Source organism: Candidatus Bipolaricaulota bacterium (assembly GCA_035528115.1).
In the GTDB taxonomy this organism is placed as follows: Bacteria; Patescibacteriota; Patescibacteriia; order UBA11705; family DATKZF01; genus DATKZF01.
On record DATKZF010000001.1, the window covers coordinates 119,728 to 143,062 of the forward strand.

The following is a 23,335-nucleotide window of genomic DNA, read 5'->3' on the forward strand; positions in this document are numbered from 1 at the left end:
ATATGCCAAAACTATTCGATAAAACATTCTACATCGCCCTGGGAATATTCATTCTTACTGAAATTTTGTCGATTATTGGGTTTTTCAACGTCTTCATGGAAAAGCCCTTGTTCATTTTAATATTGCTTTTAACCGCTGTTTTGGGCTGTATAAAATATGAGTTCAGTGTAATTGTATTGATTTCCGAATTGATTATCGGCTCAAAAGGTTATTTATTTTCCTGGCCGATAACTCAAGAAAGTGGCATTTCAATTCGGCTTGGTATTTTCCTAATTGTTTTCTTGATCGGTTTGATTAAAATTATTAGGGATTGTTTGAAAAAAGAGGGGAGATTCATCTTCTGGTATTCCAAATTAAGAAATTATTATTTTCTTATTTTTATTGTTATTTTTTGGGGAGTCATTTGGGCCTTGATTAGAAAAATAAGCCCCGGTGATATTTTCTTTGACTCAAACGCCTATTTGTATTTAGGTTTGGCGCCGATTTTATATCAATTAATCACCTCAAAAGCTCAAATTTTGAATTTATTGAGAGTTTTTCTGGCGGCCACTGCCCATGTTTGTCTCAAATGTTTCGTTTTACTTTATATCTTCTCGCATGGCCTGAGCTTTGCCGAACCGCTTTATCACTGGGTCAGGGACACCGGCTTTGGAGAAATCACTTTATTATCGGGCAATTTTTTCCGCGTTTTCTCACAAGCTCAGATTTACTCCTTAATCGGTTTTTTTATCGCTTTTGCATTACTGATTTCCTTGAAAAATTTAAGAACTAAGAATGCGATCGGGCTGTTTATTATTTCCGCCTCGGCGCTATCAAATGTGATTTTCAGCTTGTCTCGAAGCTTTTGGGTGGCCGCGGCCGGAACTTTTATTATATTGATCGGGGTAATGTTTTTTAAATATCGCCTAAAAATCAAAGAAGTGAGCAAAATAAAAGCTTGGTTTTTCAGCGCTTTGACAATCAGCGTTCTTTTGATCATCGCGGTGGTCAAATTTCCGATACCGCCGGTAAAAGTTGACCTTGACGCTTTGCGGCACAGGTTTCAAATCAGCGACGAAGCCGCGGTTTCCAGTCGTTGGAGCCAACTGCCCGAGCTCGGTCTGGCCATTGCCGGACATCCAATCATCGGCTCGGGCTTCGGTCAAACAGTCACTTACATTACTTCGGATCCCAGGCTTTTGTCCGAATTTCCGGATGGCAAATACACGACTTTCGCTTTTGAATGGGGCTACCTTGATCAAATCTTGAAATTCGGTCTGGCCGGATTGGTCATTTATCTGCTTTATATTTATAAAATATGGCGATTGGGTTGGTTTGCCGCTAAAAACGCGGTGAAGGAATTTGAGCGGCCGCTGATTTTGGGCTTGATCTTCGGCCTACTGGCTCTGATGGCAACGCATATGTTCAGTCCATACCTTAACCATCCTCTTGGAATCGGGTATTTAATTTTGATTGGGATTTGGTTTGAAATTTTACCAATACCTGTCGTTTCAACCTCATCACAAAAATAATCGCTGTCTCTCTATCCCGGCATCGGGGTCGTGAGGAAATAAGAGGGGAATCACTTATTCCTCTTTTAATATTGACAATTTCATTCAAAATGCTATATTTAATCTCCGATCGCAAAAAAGGAGGTGTCACATGTGGGACATTGATCCGTCGGGAACCGCGCTCAACAGAGAAGGCATGCTGGTGGCCATTGCGCTGGCCATCTTCGTTGTCGTCATCTACCTCGTCGTGAGAGGAGTCCTGATTCGACGAGAACTGCGGTACCTGGAGGAGCTCAGAAGAAACAGCGACCCACCCAGTACTGATGAACCGACTCCAATCACGGAATTGGGGGGAGACGGGGAGAAAAATGCTTGATATCCTTTGGTTTCTCAATGACAAGCAGGCCGCGCTCCTCGTGGGCTTCGGCGGCTTGATCATCGCGTACTGCTGCATCTACTTTCTGTTTGCGACTGGAGCGAAAAAAAGCACCTCGCAAGGTTGTCCGAGAAAGTGAATATCCCAAGCGCGGACTGAATCTGGTTCGCGTTTTTGAATTCTTGACAGCGAGCTAAGGCTTGTGTATATTTAGGGGAGGAGGAACCCCTTCGCGGTGAGGAGCTAGTGCCATGAAAGCTATGCCCGAAAACAGTCCTAAGGCGTACCGGTACTTCCCAGTGTTCCTGATCACTTTGTTGATCATCTTGGTGATCATCGAACTCCTCACTAAAACTTTATCCACGTGGCGCTGATCACGCCCCAAAGAGTCCGCCTGCCATAAAGGCGCGACAAACGTGAAGTGAATCTACTTCGCGTTTTTATTGTAATTTTAATCCTATGAATTCCGGATGTCCGTTGATAAAATCATTGGCACCTACTTCTTTTTTCCCTTCCAACTTAACTTTTTTGATTTCCAAGCACCCGTTTTCGCATTGAACCAAAATCCTATCGTCATGTTTAAAAACCGAGCCGACCGGTTTAGCTTCACCGCATTCGGCGACATCAGCCGACAATATATCCAATTTTTTATCGTTAAAAAAAGTAAAAGCGCCCGGCCAGGGAGTAAACGCTCTAATTTGATTAAAAATATGCTCGGCGGAACTTTGCCAGACAATACGGCCTTGGCCTTTGGTGATGGTGGGAAAGTAAGAAGCCGCCGAATCATCTTGTTTTTGCGGATTGATTTGACCTGACAGATAATTAGAAATGGTTTTAGACATGAGTTCGGCGCCGAGCACGGACAAGCGGTCATGAAGCGTTTGAAAATTATCGCTCTTTTTGATTTGCGATTTGTTCTGAGAAATAATATCTCCCGTATCCAGACCGGCGTCCATTTTCATAATAGTAACCCCTGTTTCCTTGTCTCCGTTGAGCAAAGCGGCCTGAATGGGCGCGGCGCCGCGGTATTTGGGGAGTAGGGAAGCGTGAATATTCAAACAGCCATGTTTTGGCAGATCCAAAATTTCCTTGGGTAAAATTTTGCCGAAAGCCACCACCACGCCGAGATCGGGTTGTATTTTTTTCAATTCATCAATGAAATTTTTATCCAACTTTTCCGGCTGTAAAATTAAAAAATCACGCGCTTGCGCGTATTCTTTGATCGGCGAAGCCGATAATATTTTATTTCTGCCCTTTGGTTTATCAGGTTGCGTAACGACCGCTTCGATTGAGAAATTCTCAGCCAGCGCTCGAAGAGTCGGGATGGCAAAATCGGGCGTGCCGAAGAAAATTACTTTTATGTTGTTCATACTTCCATTATACTCTTAAATTAGCTGTTACGAATTACAATCTTCTCAGGCTATGAAAATATTGGATAGCCAAACCTATATTCTTGCATCCTCTTATTTAACCATTTTATCAATAAACAAAATGCCATTTAAATGATCCACCTCATGCTGAATCACTCTGGCGAACATGCCCTCGGCGTTAATTTCAAGCGGCTCGCCTTTCAAGGTCAATGTTTTGACTTTTATTTGTTTATGCCTCTTAACTTTCCCGAAAACGCCCGGAATGCTAAGGCATCCCTCTTCGTCAATTGATTTTCGAAAACTTCTTTTGATTATTTTGGGATTTATCAAAACCAAAACACCATCCTCGGTATTGATCAAACAAACTTGAATGTTTTTGCCTATTTGCGGAGCGGCCAACCCAACACCATCTCGTTTCAACATAGTTTCTTTCATATCTGAAATAAGCCGGTGAAATTCATCGGTTTTTATAAATTCAGGGCTGATCTCCTCATTTTTCGCCCTTAATATGTCGTTTGGATGTTTGACTATATATAGTATCATAAAATATACGAGGTAAATATTGGTGAGTTAATCTGTATAATCTGGTATATTCATCTGTAATCTTGTAAATTCAAATTATATTATAACAGATTCAAAGGGTTTTTGTCAATTATAACATCATCGCTCAAATTGGAGATAAATTCGTTTTCGGCTTCATTTTTCAATAACTTCACAGCCATTTGCCATACGTAATAATCCCTGATTTTTTTGGTATAAGCGGGATAGGGGGGAGAAATTTCAAGGCCCGCGATTTCTTTGATTTTTTCGTAAATATCATCGGCTTTTTTTTGTGCGGCAATTTCTGATTTATCCCGAACAATAATTTTGAACAGCGAAAAATAAGGGGGATATTTGAACTGTTTTCTTACAAATAATTCCTTTTTGTAAAATTCGATCGGGGATAATAAAAAATCGCAGACCGCGAAATTATTCAAAAAATTGCTCTGAATCAAAAATTTCAAATTATTATTTTGTGAATAAAGCATGGCCACCGTTTTTCGAAGATCCCCGAAAATTTTCCCTGAATATGAAAAATCGGGCAAATAAAACAAACTGTCAAAATAGGCCAAAGCGGCTCGATCATATATTCTATCATCATCAATCAACGAGGGCAGCCCGACGGTAATATCCGGGTAAGCGTATTTCTTTTTTATGAATTCGCTGAATCCGGCTTCGCCGATGCCAGAGGAGAAAAGATTCACCCCGCCGCAATTAGAGCAATTTACCGGCATTTCAAAATATTTCAAACAATGATGGCAAAATAATTTATTTCCCGGATAAACGGTCAGGGGCAATTTGCAGTTTTCGCATTCAATGATTTTTTCGCAATCTTTGCAAATAAGCGAGCCGGCCACTCCTCTCTTGTTGACCAAAAGTAAGATCTTTTCTTTTTTTTCAATACCTTTTTTAATGAATTGATCCAAGTTGTCCGTCAAATAATAATTTTCCCCGCCGCTTGAAAAAACCACGCGCTGTATATTTTTTTCAGGCATTGTTTGGCCTATTGATATCATTTTGAATTTTTCTTGCGCGCAGCGATAATAATCCTCAACTTTGGGCGCGAAACCGGACACAATCAGCTTGGCCGGCAAAAACTCTGCGAGCTTAAACGCGAGCTCGCTCGCTTGATATCTGGGACTTTGATCCCATTGCTTGTAATCATCCGCTTCGGCGCGATCAATCACTATTTCCGCAACGTTTTTCAGGTTAAAAAACAAGGCGGAGCGCGTGCCGATAAGCACTTTGAATTGGTTATCCGCGACCAACCGATAATATTCCAAATATTTGTTTTTACTGGTTTTGTAGGCCTTGCTGTCTAAAATCACCGCGACTTTTTTAACCTCCGGAGGCAAGAGATCGTAAAACTTGGAAATTTCAGCCACGGTCGGAAAAAGAAACAATATCTGACGCTTGGATTTGGTTCGCAGCGCGGCCAGATCGGCGTAAAACTCGGTCATCAGACGCGTATTGTTATTTATCAGTAAACAGCCCTTTTCTTTCCCCGAAAATATCGTTTTGGCCAAGTTCAAAGACTTGCCGGTCGATTCGATCTTTTTTCCGGTTTCCAAACCTTCCTTTTTTCCGTATTCTCCTCGTTTTTTCGGAAAATCCGGCAAAATCAATTTAACGGACGAAGCCAAAGAATAATGATAGTATTCGCTGAACCATTTTATGAATTTTATCTGATATTCGGAGATCAACTCAGAGTCCTCAATCGCTAACACTTCCTTTAATTTGTATTTTGAAGGGCCGCGCTGATCAAACACTTCGGCGACCAAACCCAGCATCTTGCTGTTTTTGAATATTATGGAAACAATGGCGCCGGGATTACAGACCGAAATCAAATTTTCAGGCACAATATAATCAAAAGCCTCCAGTTTTCTGGGTAATTTTTTCAGCGGTATAATTTTAGCTGTTTTGTTCATACCCGTATTTTATCAAGGAACGGATAAAATAAACAGGGCGCGGATTGCTCGCGTTCACGCGCGTAGAGGCGGAATAATATTTCACCCCCCGCAATGGCAACGTCGTTATCCGCTGCCGACAAAAAAAACGCCGCGGCAGCGACGATTTGATGTTATTGGAAATTATTTAAAGACAAATTGTCCAACCAAATACCCGACGCCAAAAGGCGCTTCATATGATAAGACTTCGAATTCATAATTCATATTTTTCACCACTCCCAGCAAAATCAAAATTGATCTCAAGCCGCATTCTCCGGCTTCCTCGATCAAATCTTTATCCATATTGACAATGTTTTCCGGTTTTTGGGCTTTGAGCAATTGGATCAACTTTTTATCGAATTCCTTGCCGCGTTTGGAAAAGCCCGCCGGAGCGTCTTTACTCAATCGATGAGACAAATCTCCGGACGCCACGATAGCGATTCTTTTATCCGAATTGAATATGGCTTCTTTTAACGCTTTGCCGAATTCAATGTGACGCTGATAACTCAAAAGGCAATAATTAATCGGCACTATTTTTACTTTTTCAAGTCCGGCCGCCAAATAATAAAGAGGTACCGAACTGCCATGATCCAAATTCTGATGTTGACTTAGGAAAATAGGCAAATCCGTTTCCACCTGTTCTTTGAAACGATTGATGAATTCTAAGTCGGGTTTATACTTGAATTTGGTTTGAAAGTCGCCAAACTGCTCAAAATCAGCCGAGTATTCGGCGTTGGTATTGATATTGAAAGCGTCAGCGAAAAATTCTCCGTGCGGTGATATGACAATAATGATTTCCGGGTTCGCCGCGATCAAATCCTTATTCAGTTCTTTAAGCGAAACGATTGTTTTTTCCACCTTATTAATATTATCCTTGCCGATGCTGGGAATAATAATCGGCGGATGGGGGACGATTGAAGCGAAAACTAATGGCATAATGTTTTATTCGGTTTCCGTGTAATTTAAAGTGATTTCGGCGCCGTTCTCTATATTTACAATAGTAGATGGATCAATGACTTTAATGTTTGTCCATTTGTAGCCGATGGCGTCAAAAACCTGCTCGTTATCAATTAAGCACTTTTTGCCGTTGGAAATGACATAAACATTGGGAGCGTCGTAGGATTTAATCAAAGCACCGTCGCGCATCGAAATGGGCTCGCCTCTGGTGTATTTGGCCAATTCGTCCGAGGTTACTTGCCTCAACGATTGCCCCGCGTAATTGATTTCCAGTAAATATTTATTGATGATCGGATATTTAATGCCGTTTTGAACGAAATATACTCCTCCGGTCTGATTGTCCTGCAACAGGGCTCCGGCCGGATAGGCCGTGTTCATGGTGATGGGTTCGCCGGCCGGATAGGATTCGGCTTCAGCTTTTGTTATTTCAATGATTTCTTCCAAATTGAAACCTATGGTTTTGAAAACATCTTTGCTTTCGACTTTTCTGAGCTTATCGTCGGACAAAAGATAAATAGTTCCATCAGGATCGGACAAAAGCGAGTATTGAGCGTATTTTATCACTGCGCCGGCGGGATACTGACTCAAAGAATTTTTATCAACGATTAAAATATTTTCCGGATTATATCTTGAAACTAAGGCGCCCCAAGAATCAAATGGTTTTTTCTCGCCGTTTCGGATCAGCCATACGCCTTTTTCGCCGTCAGCTCGCACAATTGATCCGTCCGGATATTTTTGAATAAAATATCTATTCCATAACTTCCAAAAATTATAATTGCCGTGCAGGTGCGGCGTGTAAATATAGAGATTGGCCGTCGCCTGATTGTAAATGGTGACATCTTCATCGTCGATTTGATAAGTGCCGCCTTTTTGAAACAAAAATTTGTGGGAATTTTCCGTGTAATATTTCATGGCGCCGGCCGCGCAATCGACTTGTTTGGCAAATCCTTTGAATTTTTGAATGGCCGGATCGTCTTTGGAACATGAATCGCAAACCGCATATCCTGTCGCCCAAGCCAATTGATTTTCCGACGGATCCGGATCTTCCAACAAACTTTGTTCTTTTTGCAAAACAACCATCAAATACTTCGGATTCACTCCGTATCTTTTGGCCGCCAAATAGATGATTTGCGCCGCATCCTTGACCTCGCCATCAATGTCTTCAAAAATCATGTCTTTTAATTTGCCCGGCTGAGACATCAAAAACAATCTGACGTTTTTCTCGTCCATGGCCGAATCATTAAAAAGCTCGAAATCCGAAATAATCAGTCCCGGATCGAATTCCGCCGCCTTGGCAACACCAAAAGCGGGGGATAATAATAAACCGCAAACAGCGACATAAAACAAGATTTTTTTGGCCATATTTATTTTGATGAAGTTATTTGTCATATTTAACATTATAGTGGATAGCTTGCGATAATGCAAAGCGTATAAAGATGAAGACGCCGACCATTATCAATAATTACAAAAACCGCGGTCGGCGACATCGTCGCCGGCGTAGGAACAATTGCCCTGTTCCTACGCGCGCGAACGCGCGACCACGGTTTTTATGAAAAATTGATTTTGCCATCGCTAAAATCAGCCGTAACGGTTTTTTGTTCATTGATTTTATTGGTAACAATGCGCATGGCCAATTCATCCAAAATCTCATTTTGAATAACTCTTTTAAGCGGTCGAGCTCCATAAGCGGGATCAAAACCTTTTCGTGTCAAAAACTCCTTTAATTTATTCGTAAATTCTATAATGATCTGTTTTTTGGCCAATCTTTCCTTTATTTTAACCAACTGAAGTTCAACGATCGATGCCAAATCGCTTTTAGATAAGCTTTCAAAGACAATAATATCATCAACTCTATTTAAAAATTCCGGTTTGAATCTTTCTTTCAGTAAATCCAATACTTTATTTTTCATATTATCTCTCGATGAGGCTTTGTTATTCGCTTCGGCAAAGCCTATTTCTCCGCGCTGCGCCATTTGCAAAATCAAATCACTGCCGATATTTGAAGTCATTATAATAACCGTATTTTTAAAATTAACCACTCGACCTCGAGAATCGGTCAATCTGCCGTCATCTAACAATTGCAAAAGGGAATTGAACACTTCCGGATGAGCTTTCTCGATTTCGTCGAACAAAACCACGGAATACGGTTTTCTTCTGACCGCTTCGGTCAATTGTCCGCCTTCCTCGTGTCCGACATAGCCCGGAGGGGAGCCGATGAATTTGGCCACCGAGTGCCGCTCCATGTATTCGGACATATCGATTCTGATCATGGCGTTTTCGTCATTGAACATGAATTCCGCCAAAGCCTTGGCCAATTCGGTTTTACCCACGCCCGTCGGACCCAAAAAGATGAACGAGCCTATTGGTCGAGACTCTTCGGACAAGCCGGCTCGCGAACGTCGCAAGGCGTTGGCTACGGCGCCCACGGCTTTTGTTTGCCCGATAACTCTTTTTTGCAATTCCATTTCCGCATCCGCCAATTTTTCTATTTCGGATTGAAGCATTTTGGTAACGGGAATGCCGGTCCATTTCGAAACCACCGCGGCAATATCCTCGGCAGTGACCTCTTCTTTCAATATTTGCTTGCCGCCGGGGCCGGTCTGGAATTTAGCCAACGCTTCTTTTTGAGCCAAGATTTCCTTTTCGAGTTCGGGTATTTTGCCGTATCTGATCTCGGCCACCTTGTCGTATTCGGACTTTCTTTCCAAAATCTCCGCTTCTTGTTTTAATTTTTCAATTTCTTTGCTGGCTTCCTGAATTTTGGAAATGATTTCCTTTTCTTTTTTCCAATGAATTTCCAGCTGATTGGAAGATTCCTTCAATCCCGCCAATTGCTTTTCAAGTTCAGCCAATTTGGCAACGGAGTCTTCGTTTTTTTCCTTGCTTAAAGCCTGCTTTTCGATCTCCAAGGTTTTAATCTTTCTTTGCAATTGATCCAATTCGTCAGGCATGCTGTTAATTTCAATTCTAAGCGCGGAAGTGGCTTCGTCAATCAAATCAATGGCCTTATCAGGCAAAAATCTGTCTGAAATGTATCGTTGAGACAAGGCCACGGCCGAAACAATGGCGTCGTCAGTGATTCGCACGCCGTGATGGACTTCATATTTTTCTTTGATGCCTCTTAAAATGGAGATGGCGTCTTCGCTCGACGGCTCGGAAACCAAGACGGGCTGAAATCTTCTTTCCAGCGCCGCGTCTTTTTCAATATATTTTCGATATTCTTTGATGGTCGTGGCGCCGACGCAGCGCAATTCGCCTCTGGCCAAGGCGGGCTTTAGCAAATTTGAAGCGTCCATGGCTCCTTCCGTGGCTCCGGCGCCGACAATGGTGTGGAGTTCATCGATAAAAACGATGAATTTATCTTTATTATTGTGAATTTCTTTCAAAACCGCTTTCAACCGGTCTTCGAATTCGCCGCGAAATTTGGAACCCGCGATCAAACTGCCCAAGTCAAGAGCGATGAGTTCTTTATTGGCCAAATTTTCCGGCACATCGCCTGAGACGATTCGTTGAGCCAATCCTTCGGCAATGGCCGTTTTACCCGTGCCGGGCTCGCCGATCAATACCGGATTGTTTTTCGTTCTTCTGGATAAAACTTGCAGCACTCGTCTGATTTCGTCATTTCTGCCGATAACCGGATCCAATTTTTCTTCTCTCGCCAGCTGAGTTAAATTAACGGTGTATTTTTCCAAAGCTTGGTATTTATTTTCCGGTTCTTGATCAGTGACCTTTTGCTTGCCCCGCACCTCGGATAATATTTTCAATACTTGCTCGTATGAAATTTCATTTTCAAACAATATTTTTTGCGCGTCGCTATCCACGTTGATCAGTGTCAAAAACAAATGCTCGGTGCTGATGAATTCATCACCCAGACTTTCCGCCATCTTTTCCGAATTGCCCAGAACGTAATTGAAAGCGGGGGAGACCAGCAATTGCCCGGCTTCGTTCGCCGTTTGGCCTTTCGGCAGGGCCCTGAGCGCGTTTTCGGTCGAAGCGATGATGGCGTTAACGTTTTTATCCAATTTTTTTATGACCGTCAAAACAATACTGTCGTTTTGCTTAAGTAAAGCATACAAAAGATGCAGGACGTCCAATTGAGGATTCTTGTATTCGAAAGCCGCATTTTGGGCGTTTTGAAGCGCCTCCTGAGATTTTATGGTGAATTTGTTGATATTCATAAGGTTACAAATAATTATTTCGAGTAGGACAAGCTTGGTTGTGGTTTTTCGTTACGAATGGTTACAAATAGTATGCGATCGTCGATTTTGTCACAAATTATATAGTATTTAGCACTCTTGATACATGACTGCTAATATATTGTACCAAATAAAAAATGCCTGTCAAGGCATGCGTCACATAACACGTAACATGAATCATCAAACATGGGGAGACCGATACTTCTTTTTATAAAACAAACGGCAGTTCTATCCCGCATTTTGGACAAACTTTGTTATTTCGATACTTTTCTTCAATAATATACCCGCGGCGCAAAATCAAAAGCTCTCCGCATTCGGTGCAATAAGTGTCTTCGTATTTTGAAGTTTTTAAATTGCCCGCATAAACAAAACTCAAATCATTATCCTTGGCGATGCGAATGGCGTTTTCGATCGAGCTTTCCGGCGTCGGTGGCAATGAATCCAATTTGTATTCCGGACAAAAAGCGGTCAGGTGCCAAGGGGTGTCACTGCCCAAATCAAAACGGATGAATTTGGCCATCTTGGAAACCTCTTCGTCCGAGTCGTTTAAGCCAGGGATGAGCAAAGTGGTAACTTCCAAATGAACTTTGGATTTGGACACTCTGATCAGCGAGTCTTTGACATGTTTGAACTTGGCTCCGCAGATTTTGTTATAATTATCTTCCGTAAAAAATTTCAAATCAATGTTTATGGCGTCCAAATACGGTTCAATCAATTCAAACGTTTCCTTGGTGAAATACCCGTTTGATACCCAAACATTGAACAGTCCCTCTTTTTTGGCTTGTTTCATAACTTCCAGCGCGTACTCGACGTAAATCGTCGGCTCGGTGTAAGTGTAAGCGATGCTTTTACAATTCAGGCTTTTTGCGGAATTGACCACTTGCCAAGGAGCCACGTCTTCTCCGGGAATTTCATCGAGCGGAGAAACTTGAGATATTGAATAATTTTGACAATGCAGACATCTAAAATTACAGCCCACGCTGGCTATCGAGTAAGAGAGAGATCCGGGCAAAAAATGAAACAGCGGCTTTTTCTCTATAGGATCAACATTTTGCGAAATCAATTTGCCGTAATTCAAACTGAAAAGAATGCCGTCAATATTTTGCCTGACCTGACACAAGCCTTTTTGGCCAGGATTGATTAAACAACCTTGCAAGCAATTGAAACATTTTATGGAGTGTTCTTTTGAGTTCTCCCAATTAATGGCTTCCTTCATAAATTATAAAGACGTTACGAATTACAATATTCACAAACATCGTAATTTTACTTATATTTACACTGGCGCTGATTTAGGATATAATTAAATACAATAATATTATATCAAAATTGAGATATAATTGAAATAGACGAATATGCGTTGCTTCTTGGCGATTGAAATACCTCAAAATGTAAAAAATCAAATTTTCGCCATGGTGAAGGAATTAAAGTCTTTGAATACTGAAAACCGGATAAAATGGACATCGCCCGACAATATGCATCTGACCATGCAATTTATCGGCGAAGTGGAGTATGATCGACTTGAAGCGGTCAAACAATCTTTGAGCAACATAAAATTCGCGCCGTTTGATATTGAATTTGACTTCAGGCCGAGCTATTTCCCGAATAAGACCAATCCTAACATTATTAAATTATCAATCATAAAAGGCGACCATGAACTTAAAAAAATCAATGAGTCCATCAAGGCCGGGCTGGACAAAGAGGGGATTGAGTATGAAAAAAAGGATTTTTCTCCCCACCTTACATTAGGCCGAATAAAATATTTGAACGGGGAGTTTAAGGAAATAACTATTAGTAAAATTAACGGGTTTACTGTTCGGAATTTCAATTTATATTGCAGCGATTTGACCGAAGAAGGCCCCATTCACACCAAGCTGGCACAATTTAATTTATGAAAAAATACGATAAAAATATTTCCACGATTTTGGGCGTAAATATTTCCCTCGATAATAAAAGCGAAATATTATTTAAGATCGGAGAATTTTTAAAATCAAAGACCGGGCATAAAATTTATACACCTAATCCGGAAATCTGCTTGCTGGCGAACAGAGATCATAAATTCAAAAAATTGTTGAATTTTGCAGACATCAATATCGCGGATGGCTTCGGCCTTAAGGTTGGCGCGGCCATTTTGGGTCAAAAAATTCCCAATCGCCTGACCGGCGTGGATTTAACTTGGGATATCTTAAACATAGCCAGTCAAAACGGTTATCGAGTTATGCTGCTCGGCGGAGCCGGCAAGGTGGCCAAAACAGCGGCGAAAAACATTAAACAGCAACTGCCAAACATCAACATCGTGGGCGCGGGCGAGGGGATTGAAATAAAATATCAGCGCGGAAGCATTGCTTATGATATCAATAAAAACAATAAAGTCTTGGATTTTATAAATAAGGCTCAAGCAGATATTGTTTTCGTGGCTTTTGACGCGGCCAAGCAAGTTTATTGGATCGATCAAAATTTATTGAAGCTCAAAACCGTCAAACTGGCCATGGGAGTGGGTGGAACATTTGACTTTATGGCCGCCAAAGTAAAAAGGTCTCCAAGCTGGCTGAGAAAAATCGGTCTGGAATGGCTTTTCAGATTGCTGAAACAGCCCAAACGAATCAAAAGAATTCTAAACGCCGTAATTGTTTTTCCACTGATCTGCTTAAAATGGAGAATAGGCTGGCTCTGCAAATATAGACCGAATCTGCTCAACATTATCTACAATAAAAACAATGAAATTTTATTGATGCTTAATCCCAGATTCAATTACTGGACATTGCCTCAAGGCGGGGTGGAAAAAAACGAGGATTTGCGCTCAGCGGGCAAAAGAGAATTGAATGAAGAATTGGGTTTGCCCGAAGATAAAATCGAATTGATAAAAATCCTGCCCGATGAATACAAGTATGACTGGCCCGACTGGGCGAGATTAAAACAGCCATACAAAGGCCAGAAACAAAAATTCGCGCAATGGAGATTTATGGGCGAGGAAAATGATTTCAAATTCAGGCGCTCGGATGAAGCTCAGAAAATACAGTGGGTCAAGAAAGAAAATATTTTCAAGGTGCTGGCCAAAGTGAGGCAAGAAACGATTAAAAAAATCTTTGATAAAATTTAAAATTCGTTACGAATTACAGTCATCTTTTAGGCTTTCAGGTTATTTGTTACAAATTACAATCTTCTCAGGCATAAAGCTATAAATGAACGTACTTCGCAACAACCGCATAGAAGCTAACCGGAAGAATGTAATTTGTAACTTTTTTAAAATACTGAACCCGCGAAGAATGACCTCGCGGGTTTTTGGGTAGGATTTGGGGGTGGGTGAGTTACCGGTGGGAACTACTTGCCGCCGTTCACGAGCTTCAGGCGCACGCGGACGGAGCCGGAAGCGACCTCGGAAGCCGCGCGCTGGAGCTTTCGCTCGTTCGCGCGCTGGAAGCGATTCCACAGCCAGCTCAGCGTGGTGCTGAGAGGCTGAGCCTCCGCCTCAACCTCGATCCTGCTTCCATCGCGGAAGCGAGAATCCTTGAGGCCGGACTTTCTGGCCAGCGCCACGGCCATGGAGGCCTCGCTCGAGTGGAGGAGAACGACCCGATCCTTGTCCTTGACCTTGAAGGTCATGACGAGAATCGGGCAGACGTCCATGCCCGCAATGGCGTCCGGGTGAGGGCCGAAACCGGTCGGGAACAAGCCGCTTTCGACGCAGAAGGCAACGATCTCCTTCCAGTCGAACACCGGCCATTCCACCCGATCGCTCGGGTGTGCGAACCTCTCGGTCTCCGAGTTTTCGAAGACCTCCTTGAGCCGCCGCATGAGCTCGAACGGCTCGAAGTTCAGCGGGTCGCTCGACTCGAGGCGAGCGACCACCTTCGCCGTCTTCTCCTGACGCTTCTTGTCGCGGCCGGCCATGTGCTTGGCCAGCCGGAACAGATCGGCCGCTCCGTCCTCGAGGCGGTCGAAGACCAGATCCTTTCGGACCTGGCAGATCGCCACCGCGTTCAAGCGGCCGAGGATGGCGAATCCGGGCCGTCCGGTCGCCCGCGACACGAGAGCGAAGTCGCGCTCGCTCTTGTCGAGCGCGAGCGCTTTGGCGCGCTCGGCCAACCTTTCGGGGTTGAGCTTGCCCTTGCCGACGATGTCGTCGCCGAGAGCCTCGGTCATGGCTTCGGCCGAGAGGAACTTCCCCTCGCCGGAAATAGCCGCCTTGACCTGCTCCTGCCGAGCGGCCCAGGCCAGAGGGTTGATGAGCGGTACGATCTGCCGCTGATCGATCTTGGCCTGACGGCTAATGCCCAGCCGTCGCGCCTCTTCCTTGTCGCGCGCGGCCAGCACCGCGGCCGCGCACTTGCGGTGGTAGATGTCGCCCTCGCCCTTGACAACGAAGGCTTCTGACACGGAGATGACACCTGTCATTTCCGCCTTCCGGCACACTCTGCAGTGCACCTTCAGCTTGTCTAGGGGGAGCGAGACCTTGCGGTCATCAACTCCCGACTTTATTAGGTGGGTGATCTGGTCCGGGCCGGAAATGGTCGTCTTGCCTTCCTCGCCGATGAAGGTCACCGGCAGGATCTCGTTGTTCCCGTTCTTGACCGCCACGGTCGTGCCGTGGAATGCGATCACCTGGGCCACAGTCTTCAATTCCTTAGTCGCCATGATCATGCTCCTTGCCCGACCTCGCGGGCTTTTCTGGGTGTTCTCGAATCTGGCCGATCTTGCGATCGGATTACTCGCGCTTTAATGCTTGCTTAGCGGAACTTTTTGGCAATATACTAAATAATCGTTCGGCTTTTTCGCCGAATCGAACATTAAATAATATCACATTTTACTCAAAAAGTCAATATAGTGCTTATTTTTAAGCTAATTTTAGCGAATTTTAAAAACATTTCATTTAATCAACCGATTTTAACAGCTAAAATTGACAGCGGGGGATAGCTGGCTTATAATTATAAACAAGTGTTTATAGCTTAAAATTATGGAAAACAAACCCTATTCAAAGGTAAGGGTGCGCATAGCGCCAAGTCCGACAGGATTCGTGCATATCGGCAATTTACGGACAATTTTATATAATTACCTGTTCGCCAAACATTATGACGGCGATTTTTTGGTTAGAATCGAAGATACGGATCAATCAAGATACGTGGAAGGCGCGGTGGAAAATTTACTGAATGTTTTGAATTGGACAGATATAGAATACGATGAAGGGCCTTTTTTGACTGAAGGAAAGATAGCTCAAAAAGGGGAGAGCGGACCGTATTTTCAATCCGAGCGTTTGGATATTTACAAAGAACATATCGCGCATTTGATTGACAGCGGCAAAGCCTATTATTGTTTTTGCGACAAAATCCGTTTGGACAATTTGCGGGAAGAGCAAGCAAAAAATAACCTGCCGCCAAAATACGACAATCATTGCCGTCATTTAAGCAGGGAGGAAATTGAAAAAAAATTAAACAACAAAGCGCCTCATGTGATCCGTTTCAAAATGCCGGAGGAAAAAGATATTGTAATCAATGATGAAATTCACGGGACAATAACGGTCAACACAAAGGATTTGGACGACTATGTTTTAATCAAATCCGACGGTTTCCCGACCTATCATTTCGCCAATGTCATTGACGATCATTTGATGAAAATAACGCATGTTCTACGCGGAGACGAATGGATCCCCAGCACGCCCAAGCATGTGTTGCTTTATGAAGCTTTCGGTTGGCAGCCTCCGATATTCGCTCATTTGCCGCCACTGGTCAATAAACAAAAAAAGAAGTTGAGCAAAAGGGAAGCGTCGGCTTCTGTCCATGATTTTATGGACAAAGGTTATTTGCCCGAAGCATTGATTAATTTCATCGCTCTTTTAGGCTGGAATTCCGGGTCGGATCAGGAAATTTTCACCATGCACGAATTAATCAAACAGTTTAATCTGGACAGAGTGCATAAAAGCGCGGCGGTTTTGGACGTGGACAAATTGGACTGGATGAACGGCTATTACCTGAAACAACTCACGGTTGAAAAATTCATGGCCATGGCTCTGCCTGTTTTGGAAAAAGCCGAATTGATCGCTTTGACCAAAAAGGAGTACAAGGTTCTCGAAACCAAAGAAAAATTGACATATCCCGTGTTGAAACAAATTATAGAATTGGAGAAGAACCGCGTTAAAAAACTTTCGGATTTGCCCGAGGCTTTAAAATATTTCTTTGTGGCGGATATTGATTATGATGTAAAAAGCCTTTTATGGAAAAAGAACACCAAGGATTCCACTGAAAAACATTTGAGCGCCTTGCTTAACTTTCTGTCGAAATTGAAAACCGACGACTTTTCCGTAACCCGCTTGGATTCGCTGATCAAAAATTTTATTCAGGAAAATAGCTTCGAAAACGGGGATGTTTTGTGGCCGATGAGAGTCGCTCTTTCTGGCAGACAGGCTTCTCCGGGACCGTTTGAAATAGCGGCCGCTCTGGGCAAAAAGAAAACCATTGCCAGAATCAAAAAAGCCATTTCCATGCTTTGAGAAATTATGCTATAATATTGTCAGCGTAATATTCACTCAATTTTGAAATGGAAACAAAAACAAAAGGGTTGATTAAAATTTGCGCGATCGCGGCGATAATCGGTTTATTCGCCAATTTTGGTTTTGCCAGAGCGGATATAGACAGCGAAATCAATGACATTAATTCCCAAATAAAAGACAAACAAAAAACCCTGGAATCATTGAAAAAACAAGCTGATTCTTATCTTGATAATATTAATGCAAAACAAAACGAAACGGTCAGTTTGCAAAATCAATTATCAATACTTGAAAATAAGATCGCCAAGGCGGAAATAGATATTCAAACCACGGAAGCCACCATTGAAAAAACCCAGCTTGAAATAAAAGACGTGGCGATTCAAATTTCAAACAGGGAAGCGGATATTCTAAAAAAAGACGACGAACTCCAAGAATTGGTCAGATTATTGTATAAATCGGATCAACAGGGGACACTGCAAATATTATTGGCCAATGACACCTTGTCCGACTTTTTCGATCAAGTTAAACACACCAAATCATTGCAAGGAAACCTGCAGAACTCATTGATTTCCGTCAAATCATACAAAGCTCAATTGGAAAGCAAAAAAGATACTTTGAATAAAAAAAATGATGAGTTGGACAAGTTAAGGAAACAAGCTGAGCAGCAAAAAATAGCTTTGCAAGAAGAATTGGATTCCAAAGGATATTTATTGAAAGAAACGAAAAATTCCGAAGAAAAGTTTTACAATTTATACTGGCAAACCAAACAGGAACAGCAAAATTCCAGCGCGGAAATTTATTCATTGGAAAAAGAAGCGAGATTAAAACTCGAAGAGTTGGAAAACAAAAGAAAAGAAGCCTCCCCATCAAAAACGGAGTCCGGATTTAAGCCTTTGAGCGATTCGACCATAATGTGGCCGATCAAAGATATTTCCAGAGGCATTTCTGCCACTTTTCACGACCCGACTTATCCGTTCAGACATTTGTTCGAGCATCCCGGCATCGATGTCAGGGCTTATCAAAGCACGGCCATATACGCGGCATCCGATGGTTATGTGATATCAGCCAAGGATAACGGCTATGGCTACAATTATATTTCAATCATGCATGCCAACGGCATTTCCACGGTTTACGGCCATGTCAGTAAAATTCTGGTCAAACCGGATCAATATGTCATCAAGGGGCAACAAATAGGCCAAACCGGCGGCATGCCCGGCACGCTTGGAGCGGGCAATCTGTCCACCGGGCCTCATCTTCACTTTGAAGTCAGATTAAACGGTATTCCGGTCAATCCGCTGGATTATCTGCCGGATATGGGATTTTAATAAATAGCAAAATAAATAAAAAATCGCCTCAAAAAGGCGTTTTTTCTTTTAAAATGATTCAGCCGTCCACTTGTTAGCAGACGGCTGAAAATGTCGTAGAGTCCGACCAAGATCTGCCATCACTCGATGGCTTCACTCAGTCGGCGCCGCCGGGTCACTCGGTCAGGTCGCGTCGCGCTGGCCGTCACGATGCCGTCGTCGAGGCACAGACATTTGGAACCGTATGCCGAAACAGCGACTCACTGGGAACCCTCCATGGCTTTCCTCCTTGCCATGTGAGTTTTAGACACCCTCGCACACCTTTGTGCAAGAGATCCAAAGAAAAGAACTGACAACATTATAGCAAATATTTATATATTGTCAATAGCCAGAAGGCATTATTGATGTTTTTTATCTTATTTTAGACAAAAAATCAAAATTCATCCATTACATTTAAAATTAAAAAACCGTCCGCTCAAGAGCAACGGACGGTCAGGTTGTGGGCGCCACTTGGTGGACGCCGGTTGCCGGTTTCGGAGCTCTCCCGAGAGACGCTCCAGCCCAACGGACAGGACCAGAACCAGCACATCGAGCTATCTTTCGCTCTTCCAACCTAACGCTAGTCCATTTTTTTGGCCAACAGCTGAAGCGTTAGGGCGCTTGCGAATTAGCTCGATGGCATAATAATATCAAACATCGTAAAACCCGTCAAGTATATCAATATTTGCATTTCGTGGGTCATAAAACTCAAAAACCATGGGGGATAGCAAAAATTTGTCTATAATTTGAAATGAGCGATATTATTTACAACAAGTTAAGAAGAAGGAAAACAAGCAGCCGTTGATTTATTATTTATTTAATTGTCTTTGCTTCAAGCTCAGATTTTGAGATTCAGGCGGGGAGAGTAGCGCTCATCGCATTGGATTGGAGGATATGAAGCGTCGCACAATATACCTTATGCGACACATTAACCAACTTTCCTTGGGCTATGTGTCGCATAAGGTTCGCATATTTTGCAACGCTTGCGGTGCAATCTCGCAAAATATGCGTAATAGGCCTTAAAACGCAATTTTGAGCCTCGCTTTTGGTCTATTTTGTGTTAATATTATTGACTTAAACGAATCTTCAACAGAAAAAAATTTCAGCTCCTTTAAGACATTTAAAATTTAAAAATCCGGATTTGCCATCCGAACCCTTTTTCCATGATTTATTTTTTATTTTCTATTACTTAATACTCGTTACCTATTGCTGGTTTATAAAAACCCATTTCCCCATTATCTTCATCGCTCTCTCCCACTATGCGTCGCAAAACATGATACCAAAATTTTAGCAACCGGATTAACTTGAAATATCTATTGATAAAACACTTTCTCCCCGAAACGCAGGTCAATATAGTTCAATCTGTCCAGCTTGTCCGAAAGCCCCTCTTCCCTAATCAATAGATTCAACCTCTTCAGTTGATCGGTGATGCTCAGCTTTTGGTTGAAGTATATCTCAAACCCTTTTTCGGTCATCACTCGAAGATCCGAATTTGAATCGGAAATTTGCTTAAATGTCTTTACCTTGTTGCCTTGGCCTTCCAACTGGTCATTCAATTCAATGATATAGTTTATTTCCTCCGACGACAGTACATTGTCTCCCACGCCGACGCTCTTATCCCCTTCAAATCTGATTTGAATAAACTCGGAGCTTCGATCATTGCATTTCTCAACGATATCTCCCTTAATATCTATATTAAAACAATTTTCCTGCGTGATGTAAGCCAAGGTGGAAACTTTTTCTTGTAAAATTATTGACACATAGGCGGGATGAAAGCTTTTTTGAATTTCTATCCATTCCAATAAATAAGTTTGAGCTATTTCACTCTGCAGATCATTGATATTGAACAAAAAAACATTATTATGTTTGAATAAAACCCCTCTTTGCATCTCCTGCTTGACTATGTTATCGAAATCTTCATTTTTAATGTATTTCAACCCAAAAATCTCCACTTGCTCTATTCTAAAATAAGAAGACAGATAAAAAAAATAAACAAACGCCATGCCTAAAATAATAACCGCGATCAAGGTTATTATCAAATTTTTCTTTTTCAAAACTTTCCCGTCTCTGACCTTTTTCGGATTTTGATAATTGGACACGACAAAATCCTTTGACAAGTGACTTTTGTTTTGGTCCATTCTCATAATCATTTGATTTTTCGCCTTATGGAGCTATTTACTCTGACCAATATTTCGTATGAAATCGTATTAATCTGTTGGGTGATACTGTCCACGGAATTCAAATCCCGGGGGTGTTCACTGATTATCGTTATTTCATCGCCTATTTTCAAATTATGATCCTTCAAGTCAATCGCCGTCAAATTCATGCAGACTCTCCCCACAATGGGTAAAAAATCGTTTTCATATTTGACTTTGCCCAAATTGCTCAAGCGGCGATCCAAAAACTCATAATATCCCACGGGTAAGATTCCTATTTTTATCGGTTTGTCAGCGCTAAAGGCGCAATTGTAGCTGACCTTTTCGCCTTCGCTCAGCGATTGAACCGACACAATGGTGCTGATAAGCCGCAAAGCCGGCCTTAGATTGGCATCAAACGGCTTTATGGGATTATAACCGTATAAGCCGATGCCAAGCCTAATGGCGTTTATTTCAGGGTTTTTAATCCGAAAAGAACCGCCGGTGGCCGAGATATGTCTATATTTGGGATTAAAGCCTTCTTTTTCAATAATGGTTAAAGCTTGGCTGAATTTTTGACGCTGACTCTCGGTAAATGATTGGTCCTCATTGTCCGCGTCAGCCAAATGTGAACACACTCCTTCCAGATTTATACGTGAATACTTTTTTAGTTCGGCCAAATACAGCGGTAAATCGTCCATGGATATTCCCTCGCGATTCATTCCCGTGTTGATGAACAAATGAATGTTTATCTTCTTACCCAAATTCCCTATCGCCTTTAAACTCCCTGAATCAAAAATGGCAATCGAGAGATTTTTCCATTTGAAATTTTTATAATTTTCCGGTTTGGTATAACCGATCAGCAATATTTTTCTATTCGTAACCTCTCTTATCTGAAGAGCTTCATAATAACTGTCAACCACGTAATACTCCACTCCCCTCTTCTCCAATATTTGAGTAACTTCTTTTAAGCCATGGCCGTAAGCATTTGATTTTAAAACCGGGAAAATTTTAGCTTGGGGATTTTCTTTTTGAAAATAATCGAAATTATGCAAAATATTGGCCGAAAGAATCTCAACCCTGCTTAAAGTTGCCACCTGCCGCTCAAATTTCGATAAATATCTGTTATATAACATTTTAAACATAAACAAAATCAAACTTTTCGCTCAATTCGCTTTTGGCCATCCATGTATGGCCTTAAAACTTCCGGGATTTCCACCGAGCCATCCTGATTTTGATAAATTTCCAGCAATGGAATTAAAATCCTGGGCGTGGCAATGGCCGTATTATTCAGCGTATGGCAATAATGGACTTTGCCATCCATGTCGCGGTAGCGCATATTGAGTCTCCTGGATTGAAAATCGTGGAATGTGGTGCAAGAATGAGTTTCACCATAGCCTTTTCTCGATGGCATCCATGTTTCAATATCATTGGCGTAAACCTTACACATACCCATGTCTCCTGTGCATAAAACCACCACTCGATAAGGCAGTCGCAATTCCTGCAATATCTCTTTGGCGTTTTGCATCAATTCCTCATGCATGCGCTCGCTTTCCTTGGAATCGTTTTTGCAAACAATCACTTGTTCGACTTTATTGAATTGATGGACTCGGTACAATCCTCTGGTGTCTTTGCCGTAGGTGCCGGCCTCTCTGCGAAAACAGCTGGAAACGCCGATAAACTTTTTCGGCAAAGTCTCTTCATTCAAAATTTCATCCGCGTGATATGAAGTCACGGCCACCTCAGAGGTTCCGGCCAAGTACTTGTCATCTTTTTCCATGAAATATGTTTGTTCTTCAGCTCCGGGGAAATAGCCGGTGCCAACCAGCGCCGCTTGATTAAGCAAAACCGGCGCGCTCATTAACGTGTAACCTTTATTTATCAATTTGGACATGGCGAATTGCAAAAGAGCCTGCTCCAATCTGGCTCCATCGCCCACCAAAAAATATGACCTCGAACCGGCGATTTTCACGCCTCTGACGGAATCGATAATTCCCAGTTTTTCGCCTAATTCCAAATGATCCTTAATATTGAAAGCAAACTGCGGTATTTCTCCCCAACTTTCAATTTCAACATTTTCCGAGTCATCTTTGCCTTCGGGGATCCGAGGATCCATAACCGCCGGCACAAAAAGCATCAAATGTTCGAATTCTTCGTATATTTCTTTATGTTTTAATTCCAATTTCTTCTCTTTTTTCGATTGTTTTTTGAGCGATTTCAAAACTTTCTTTTTCTCAGCCTCGGATATGCCGCTCATTTTTTTGCTGAATTCTTTTTTTTCTGCCTTGATTTTTTCTATTTCCTGTTGCAATTCACGCCTTTTCTCGTCCAATTTCAAAAGCCGCTTCAAATCCAAATCAATACCTTTCAATTGCGCGGTTTTTTGGATAAGTTTTGGATTTTCTCTGATGAATTTTATATCCAGCATATTTTACATCAGATCAACGGATAACAACGGATGAAACGGACTAAACTAAATTTCAATGTATCGGTTGCCAATCCGT

The 23,335-nt window shown here is 42.2% G+C and carries 18 protein-coding genes; 7 read left to right on the forward strand and 11 right to left on the reverse strand.

Annotated features, from left to right (window positions below; all coding sequences use genetic code 11):
- Positions 1-2 precede the first annotated feature (2 nt).
- The 3 genes from VMX18_00600 to VMX18_00610 all read left to right on the forward strand — a co-directional run bounded on the left by VMX18_00600 (position 3) and on the right by VMX18_00610 (position 2,005).
- Positions 3-1,511 (forward strand): hypothetical protein, encoded by a 1,509-nt coding sequence (locus VMX18_00600; protein HUT21888.1) that lies wholly within the window; start codon positions 3-5, stop codon positions 1,509-1,511.
- A gap of 130 nt (positions 1,512-1,641) precedes the next feature.
- The gene (locus tag VMX18_00605) at positions 1,642-1,866 is read left to right on the forward strand and encodes a hypothetical protein (GenBank protein ID HUT21889.1); all 225 of its coding nucleotides are present in this window, start codon (positions 1,642-1,644) and stop codon (positions 1,864-1,866) included.
- Positions 1,859-2,005: a hypothetical protein gene (locus tag VMX18_00610; GenBank protein HUT21890.1), complete on the forward strand. Its 147-nt coding sequence runs from the start codon at positions 1,859-1,861 to the stop codon at positions 2,003-2,005. Before VMX18_00605 ends, VMX18_00610 begins: the two co-directional genes overlap by 8 nt.
- Positions 2,006-2,306: 301 nt before the next feature.
- On the opposite strand, the gene fmt is transcribed toward VMX18_00610, so the two are convergent.
- From fmt to amrS, 7 genes are all read right to left on the reverse strand, one after another.
- Positions 2,307-3,236 (reverse strand): methionyl-tRNA formyltransferase, encoded by a 930-nt coding sequence (gene fmt, locus VMX18_00615; protein ID HUT21891.1) that lies wholly within the window; start codon positions 3,234-3,236, stop codon positions 2,307-2,309.
- A 93-nt stretch (positions 3,237-3,329) separates the two neighbouring features.
- A complete protein-coding gene (gene def, locus VMX18_00620) occupies positions 3,330-3,779 on the reverse strand; it encodes a peptide deformylase (GenBank protein ID HUT21892.1) in 450 nt (149 codons plus the stop codon).
- 80 nt (positions 3,780-3,859) lie between these two features.
- Positions 3,860-5,704, reverse strand: coding sequence for a hypothetical protein (locus tag VMX18_00625; GenBank protein HUT21893.1), 1,845 nt, complete (start codon positions 5,702-5,704; stop codon positions 3,860-3,862).
- Positions 5,705-5,866: 162 nt separating this feature from the next.
- On the reverse strand, positions 5,867-6,658 hold the full coding sequence (gene amrB, locus VMX18_00630) for an AmmeMemoRadiSam system protein B (protein HUT21894.1): 792 nt from the start codon (positions 6,656-6,658) through the stop codon (positions 5,867-5,869).
- A 6-nt stretch (positions 6,659-6,664) separates the two neighbouring features.
- Entirely contained in the window at positions 6,665-8,041 is a 1,377-nt protein-coding gene (locus VMX18_00635; GenBank protein HUT21895.1) for a hypothetical protein, read from the reverse strand.
- Positions 8,042-8,226: 185 nt separating this feature from the next.
- On the reverse strand, positions 8,227-10,857 hold the full coding sequence (clpB, locus tag VMX18_00640) for an ATP-dependent chaperone ClpB (GenBank protein HUT21896.1): 2,631 nt from the start codon (positions 10,855-10,857) through the stop codon (positions 8,227-8,229).
- Positions 10,858-11,083: 226 nt separating this feature from the next.
- Positions 11,084-12,091, reverse strand: coding sequence for an AmmeMemoRadiSam system radical SAM enzyme (gene amrS, locus VMX18_00645; protein HUT21897.1), 1,008 nt, complete (start codon positions 12,089-12,091; stop codon positions 11,084-11,086).
- Between the two features lie 136 nt (positions 12,092-12,227).
- Between amrS and thpR the strand changes: the two genes are divergently transcribed.
- Together thpR and VMX18_00655 are read left to right on the forward strand one after the other, a co-directional pair.
- Positions 12,228-12,767 (forward strand): RNA 2',3'-cyclic phosphodiesterase, encoded by a 540-nt coding sequence (thpR, locus tag VMX18_00650; protein HUT21898.1) that lies wholly within the window; start codon positions 12,228-12,230, stop codon positions 12,765-12,767.
- Positions 12,764-13,972: a WecB/TagA/CpsF family glycosyltransferase gene (locus VMX18_00655; GenBank protein HUT21899.1), complete on the forward strand. Its 1,209-nt coding sequence runs from the start codon at positions 12,764-12,766 to the stop codon at positions 13,970-13,972. The genes thpR and VMX18_00655 overlap by 4 nt, the downstream gene beginning before the upstream one ends.
- A 221-nt stretch (positions 13,973-14,193) precedes the next feature.
- Here VMX18_00655 and VMX18_00660 read toward each other — a convergent pair whose 3' ends face one another.
- Complete coding sequence (locus VMX18_00660; protein HUT21900.1) at positions 14,194-15,513, reverse strand: hypothetical protein; 1,320 nt, start codon at positions 15,511-15,513, stop codon at positions 14,194-14,196.
- 313 nt (positions 15,514-15,826) lie between these two features.
- Here VMX18_00660 and gltX point away from each other — a divergent pair, with 313 nt between their 5' ends.
- Positions 15,827-17,356: a glutamate--tRNA ligase gene (gltX, locus tag VMX18_00665; GenBank protein ID HUT21901.1), complete on the forward strand. Its 1,530-nt coding sequence runs from the start codon at positions 15,827-15,829 to the stop codon at positions 17,354-17,356.
- Positions 17,357-17,403: 47 nt separating this feature from the next.
- Positions 17,404-18,678, forward strand: coding sequence for a peptidoglycan DD-metalloendopeptidase family protein (locus VMX18_00670; protein HUT21902.1), 1,275 nt, complete (start codon positions 17,404-17,406; stop codon positions 18,676-18,678).
- Between the two features lie 1,331 nt (positions 18,679-20,009).
- On the opposite strand, the gene VMX18_00675 is transcribed toward VMX18_00670, so the two are convergent.
- The 3 genes from VMX18_00675 to serS are packed head-to-tail and all read right to left on the reverse strand — an operon-like array spanning position 20,010 to position 23,259.
- Positions 20,010-20,840, reverse strand: coding sequence for a hypothetical protein (locus VMX18_00675; GenBank protein ID HUT21903.1), 831 nt, complete (start codon positions 20,838-20,840; stop codon positions 20,010-20,012).
- A gap of 2 nt (positions 20,841-20,842) precedes the next feature.
- Complete coding sequence (gene alr, locus VMX18_00680) at positions 20,843-21,976, reverse strand: alanine racemase (protein ID HUT21904.1); 1,134 nt, start codon at positions 21,974-21,976, stop codon at positions 20,843-20,845.
- Positions 21,977-21,984: 8 nt separating this feature from the next.
- Complete coding sequence (gene serS, locus VMX18_00685) at positions 21,985-23,259, reverse strand: serine--tRNA ligase (protein ID HUT21905.1); 1,275 nt, start codon at positions 23,257-23,259, stop codon at positions 21,985-21,987.
- Between the last annotated feature and the right edge of the window lie 76 nt (positions 23,260-23,335).

What these genes read in the sequence shown, in the direction of transcription:
- VMX18_00600 (HUT21888.1), top strand. Translation starts at nt 3, where the DNA reads ATGCCAAAACTATTCGATAAAACATTCTACATCGCCCTGGGAATATTC.
- VMX18_00605 (HUT21889.1), top strand. Translation starts at nt 1,642, where the DNA reads ATGTGGGACATTGATCCGTCGGGAACCGCGCTCAACAGAGAAGGCATG.
- VMX18_00610 (HUT21890.1), top strand. Translation starts at nt 1,859, where the DNA reads ATGCTTGATATCCTTTGGTTTCTCAATGACAAGCAGGCCGCGCTCCTC.
- fmt (HUT21891.1), bottom strand. Translation starts at nt 3,236, where the DNA reads ATGAACAACATAAAAGTAATTTTCTTCGGCACGCCCGATTTTGCCATC.
- def (HUT21892.1), bottom strand. Translation starts at nt 3,779, where the DNA reads ATGATACTATATATAGTCAAACATCCAAACGACATATTAAGGGCGAAA.
- VMX18_00625 (HUT21893.1), bottom strand. Translation starts at nt 5,704, where the DNA reads ATGAACAAAACAGCTAAAATTATACCGCTGAAAAAATTACCCAGAAAA.
- amrB (HUT21894.1), bottom strand. Translation starts at nt 6,658, where the DNA reads ATGCCATTAGTTTTCGCTTCAATCGTCCCCCATCCGCCGATTATTATT.
- VMX18_00635 (HUT21895.1), bottom strand. Translation starts at nt 8,041, where the DNA reads ATGGCCAAAAAAATCTTGTTTTATGTCGCTGTTTGCGGTTTATTATTA.
- clpB (HUT21896.1), bottom strand. Translation starts at nt 10,857, where the DNA reads ATGAATATCAACAAATTCACCATAAAATCTCAGGAGGCGCTTCAAAAC.
- amrS (HUT21897.1), bottom strand. Translation starts at nt 12,091, where the DNA reads ATGAAGGAAGCCATTAATTGGGAGAACTCAAAAGAACACTCCATAAAA.
- thpR (HUT21898.1), top strand. Translation starts at nt 12,228, where the DNA reads ATGCGTTGCTTCTTGGCGATTGAAATACCTCAAAATGTAAAAAATCAA.
- VMX18_00655 (HUT21899.1), top strand. Translation starts at nt 12,764, where the DNA reads ATGAAAAAATACGATAAAAATATTTCCACGATTTTGGGCGTAAATATT.
- VMX18_00660 (HUT21900.1), bottom strand. Translation starts at nt 15,513, where the DNA reads ATGATCATGGCGACTAAGGAATTGAAGACTGTGGCCCAGGTGATCGCA.
- gltX (HUT21901.1), top strand. Translation starts at nt 15,827, where the DNA reads ATGGAAAACAAACCCTATTCAAAGGTAAGGGTGCGCATAGCGCCAAGT.
- VMX18_00670 (HUT21902.1), top strand. Translation starts at nt 17,404, where the DNA reads ATGGAAACAAAAACAAAAGGGTTGATTAAAATTTGCGCGATCGCGGCG.
- VMX18_00675 (HUT21903.1), bottom strand. Translation starts at nt 20,840, where the DNA reads ATGAGAATGGACCAAAACAAAAGTCACTTGTCAAAGGATTTTGTCGTG.
- alr (HUT21904.1), bottom strand. Translation starts at nt 21,976, where the DNA reads ATGTTTAAAATGTTATATAACAGATATTTATCGAAATTTGAGCGGCAG.
- serS (HUT21905.1), bottom strand. Translation starts at nt 23,259, where the DNA reads ATGCTGGATATAAAATTCATCAGAGAAAATCCAAAACTTATCCAAAAA.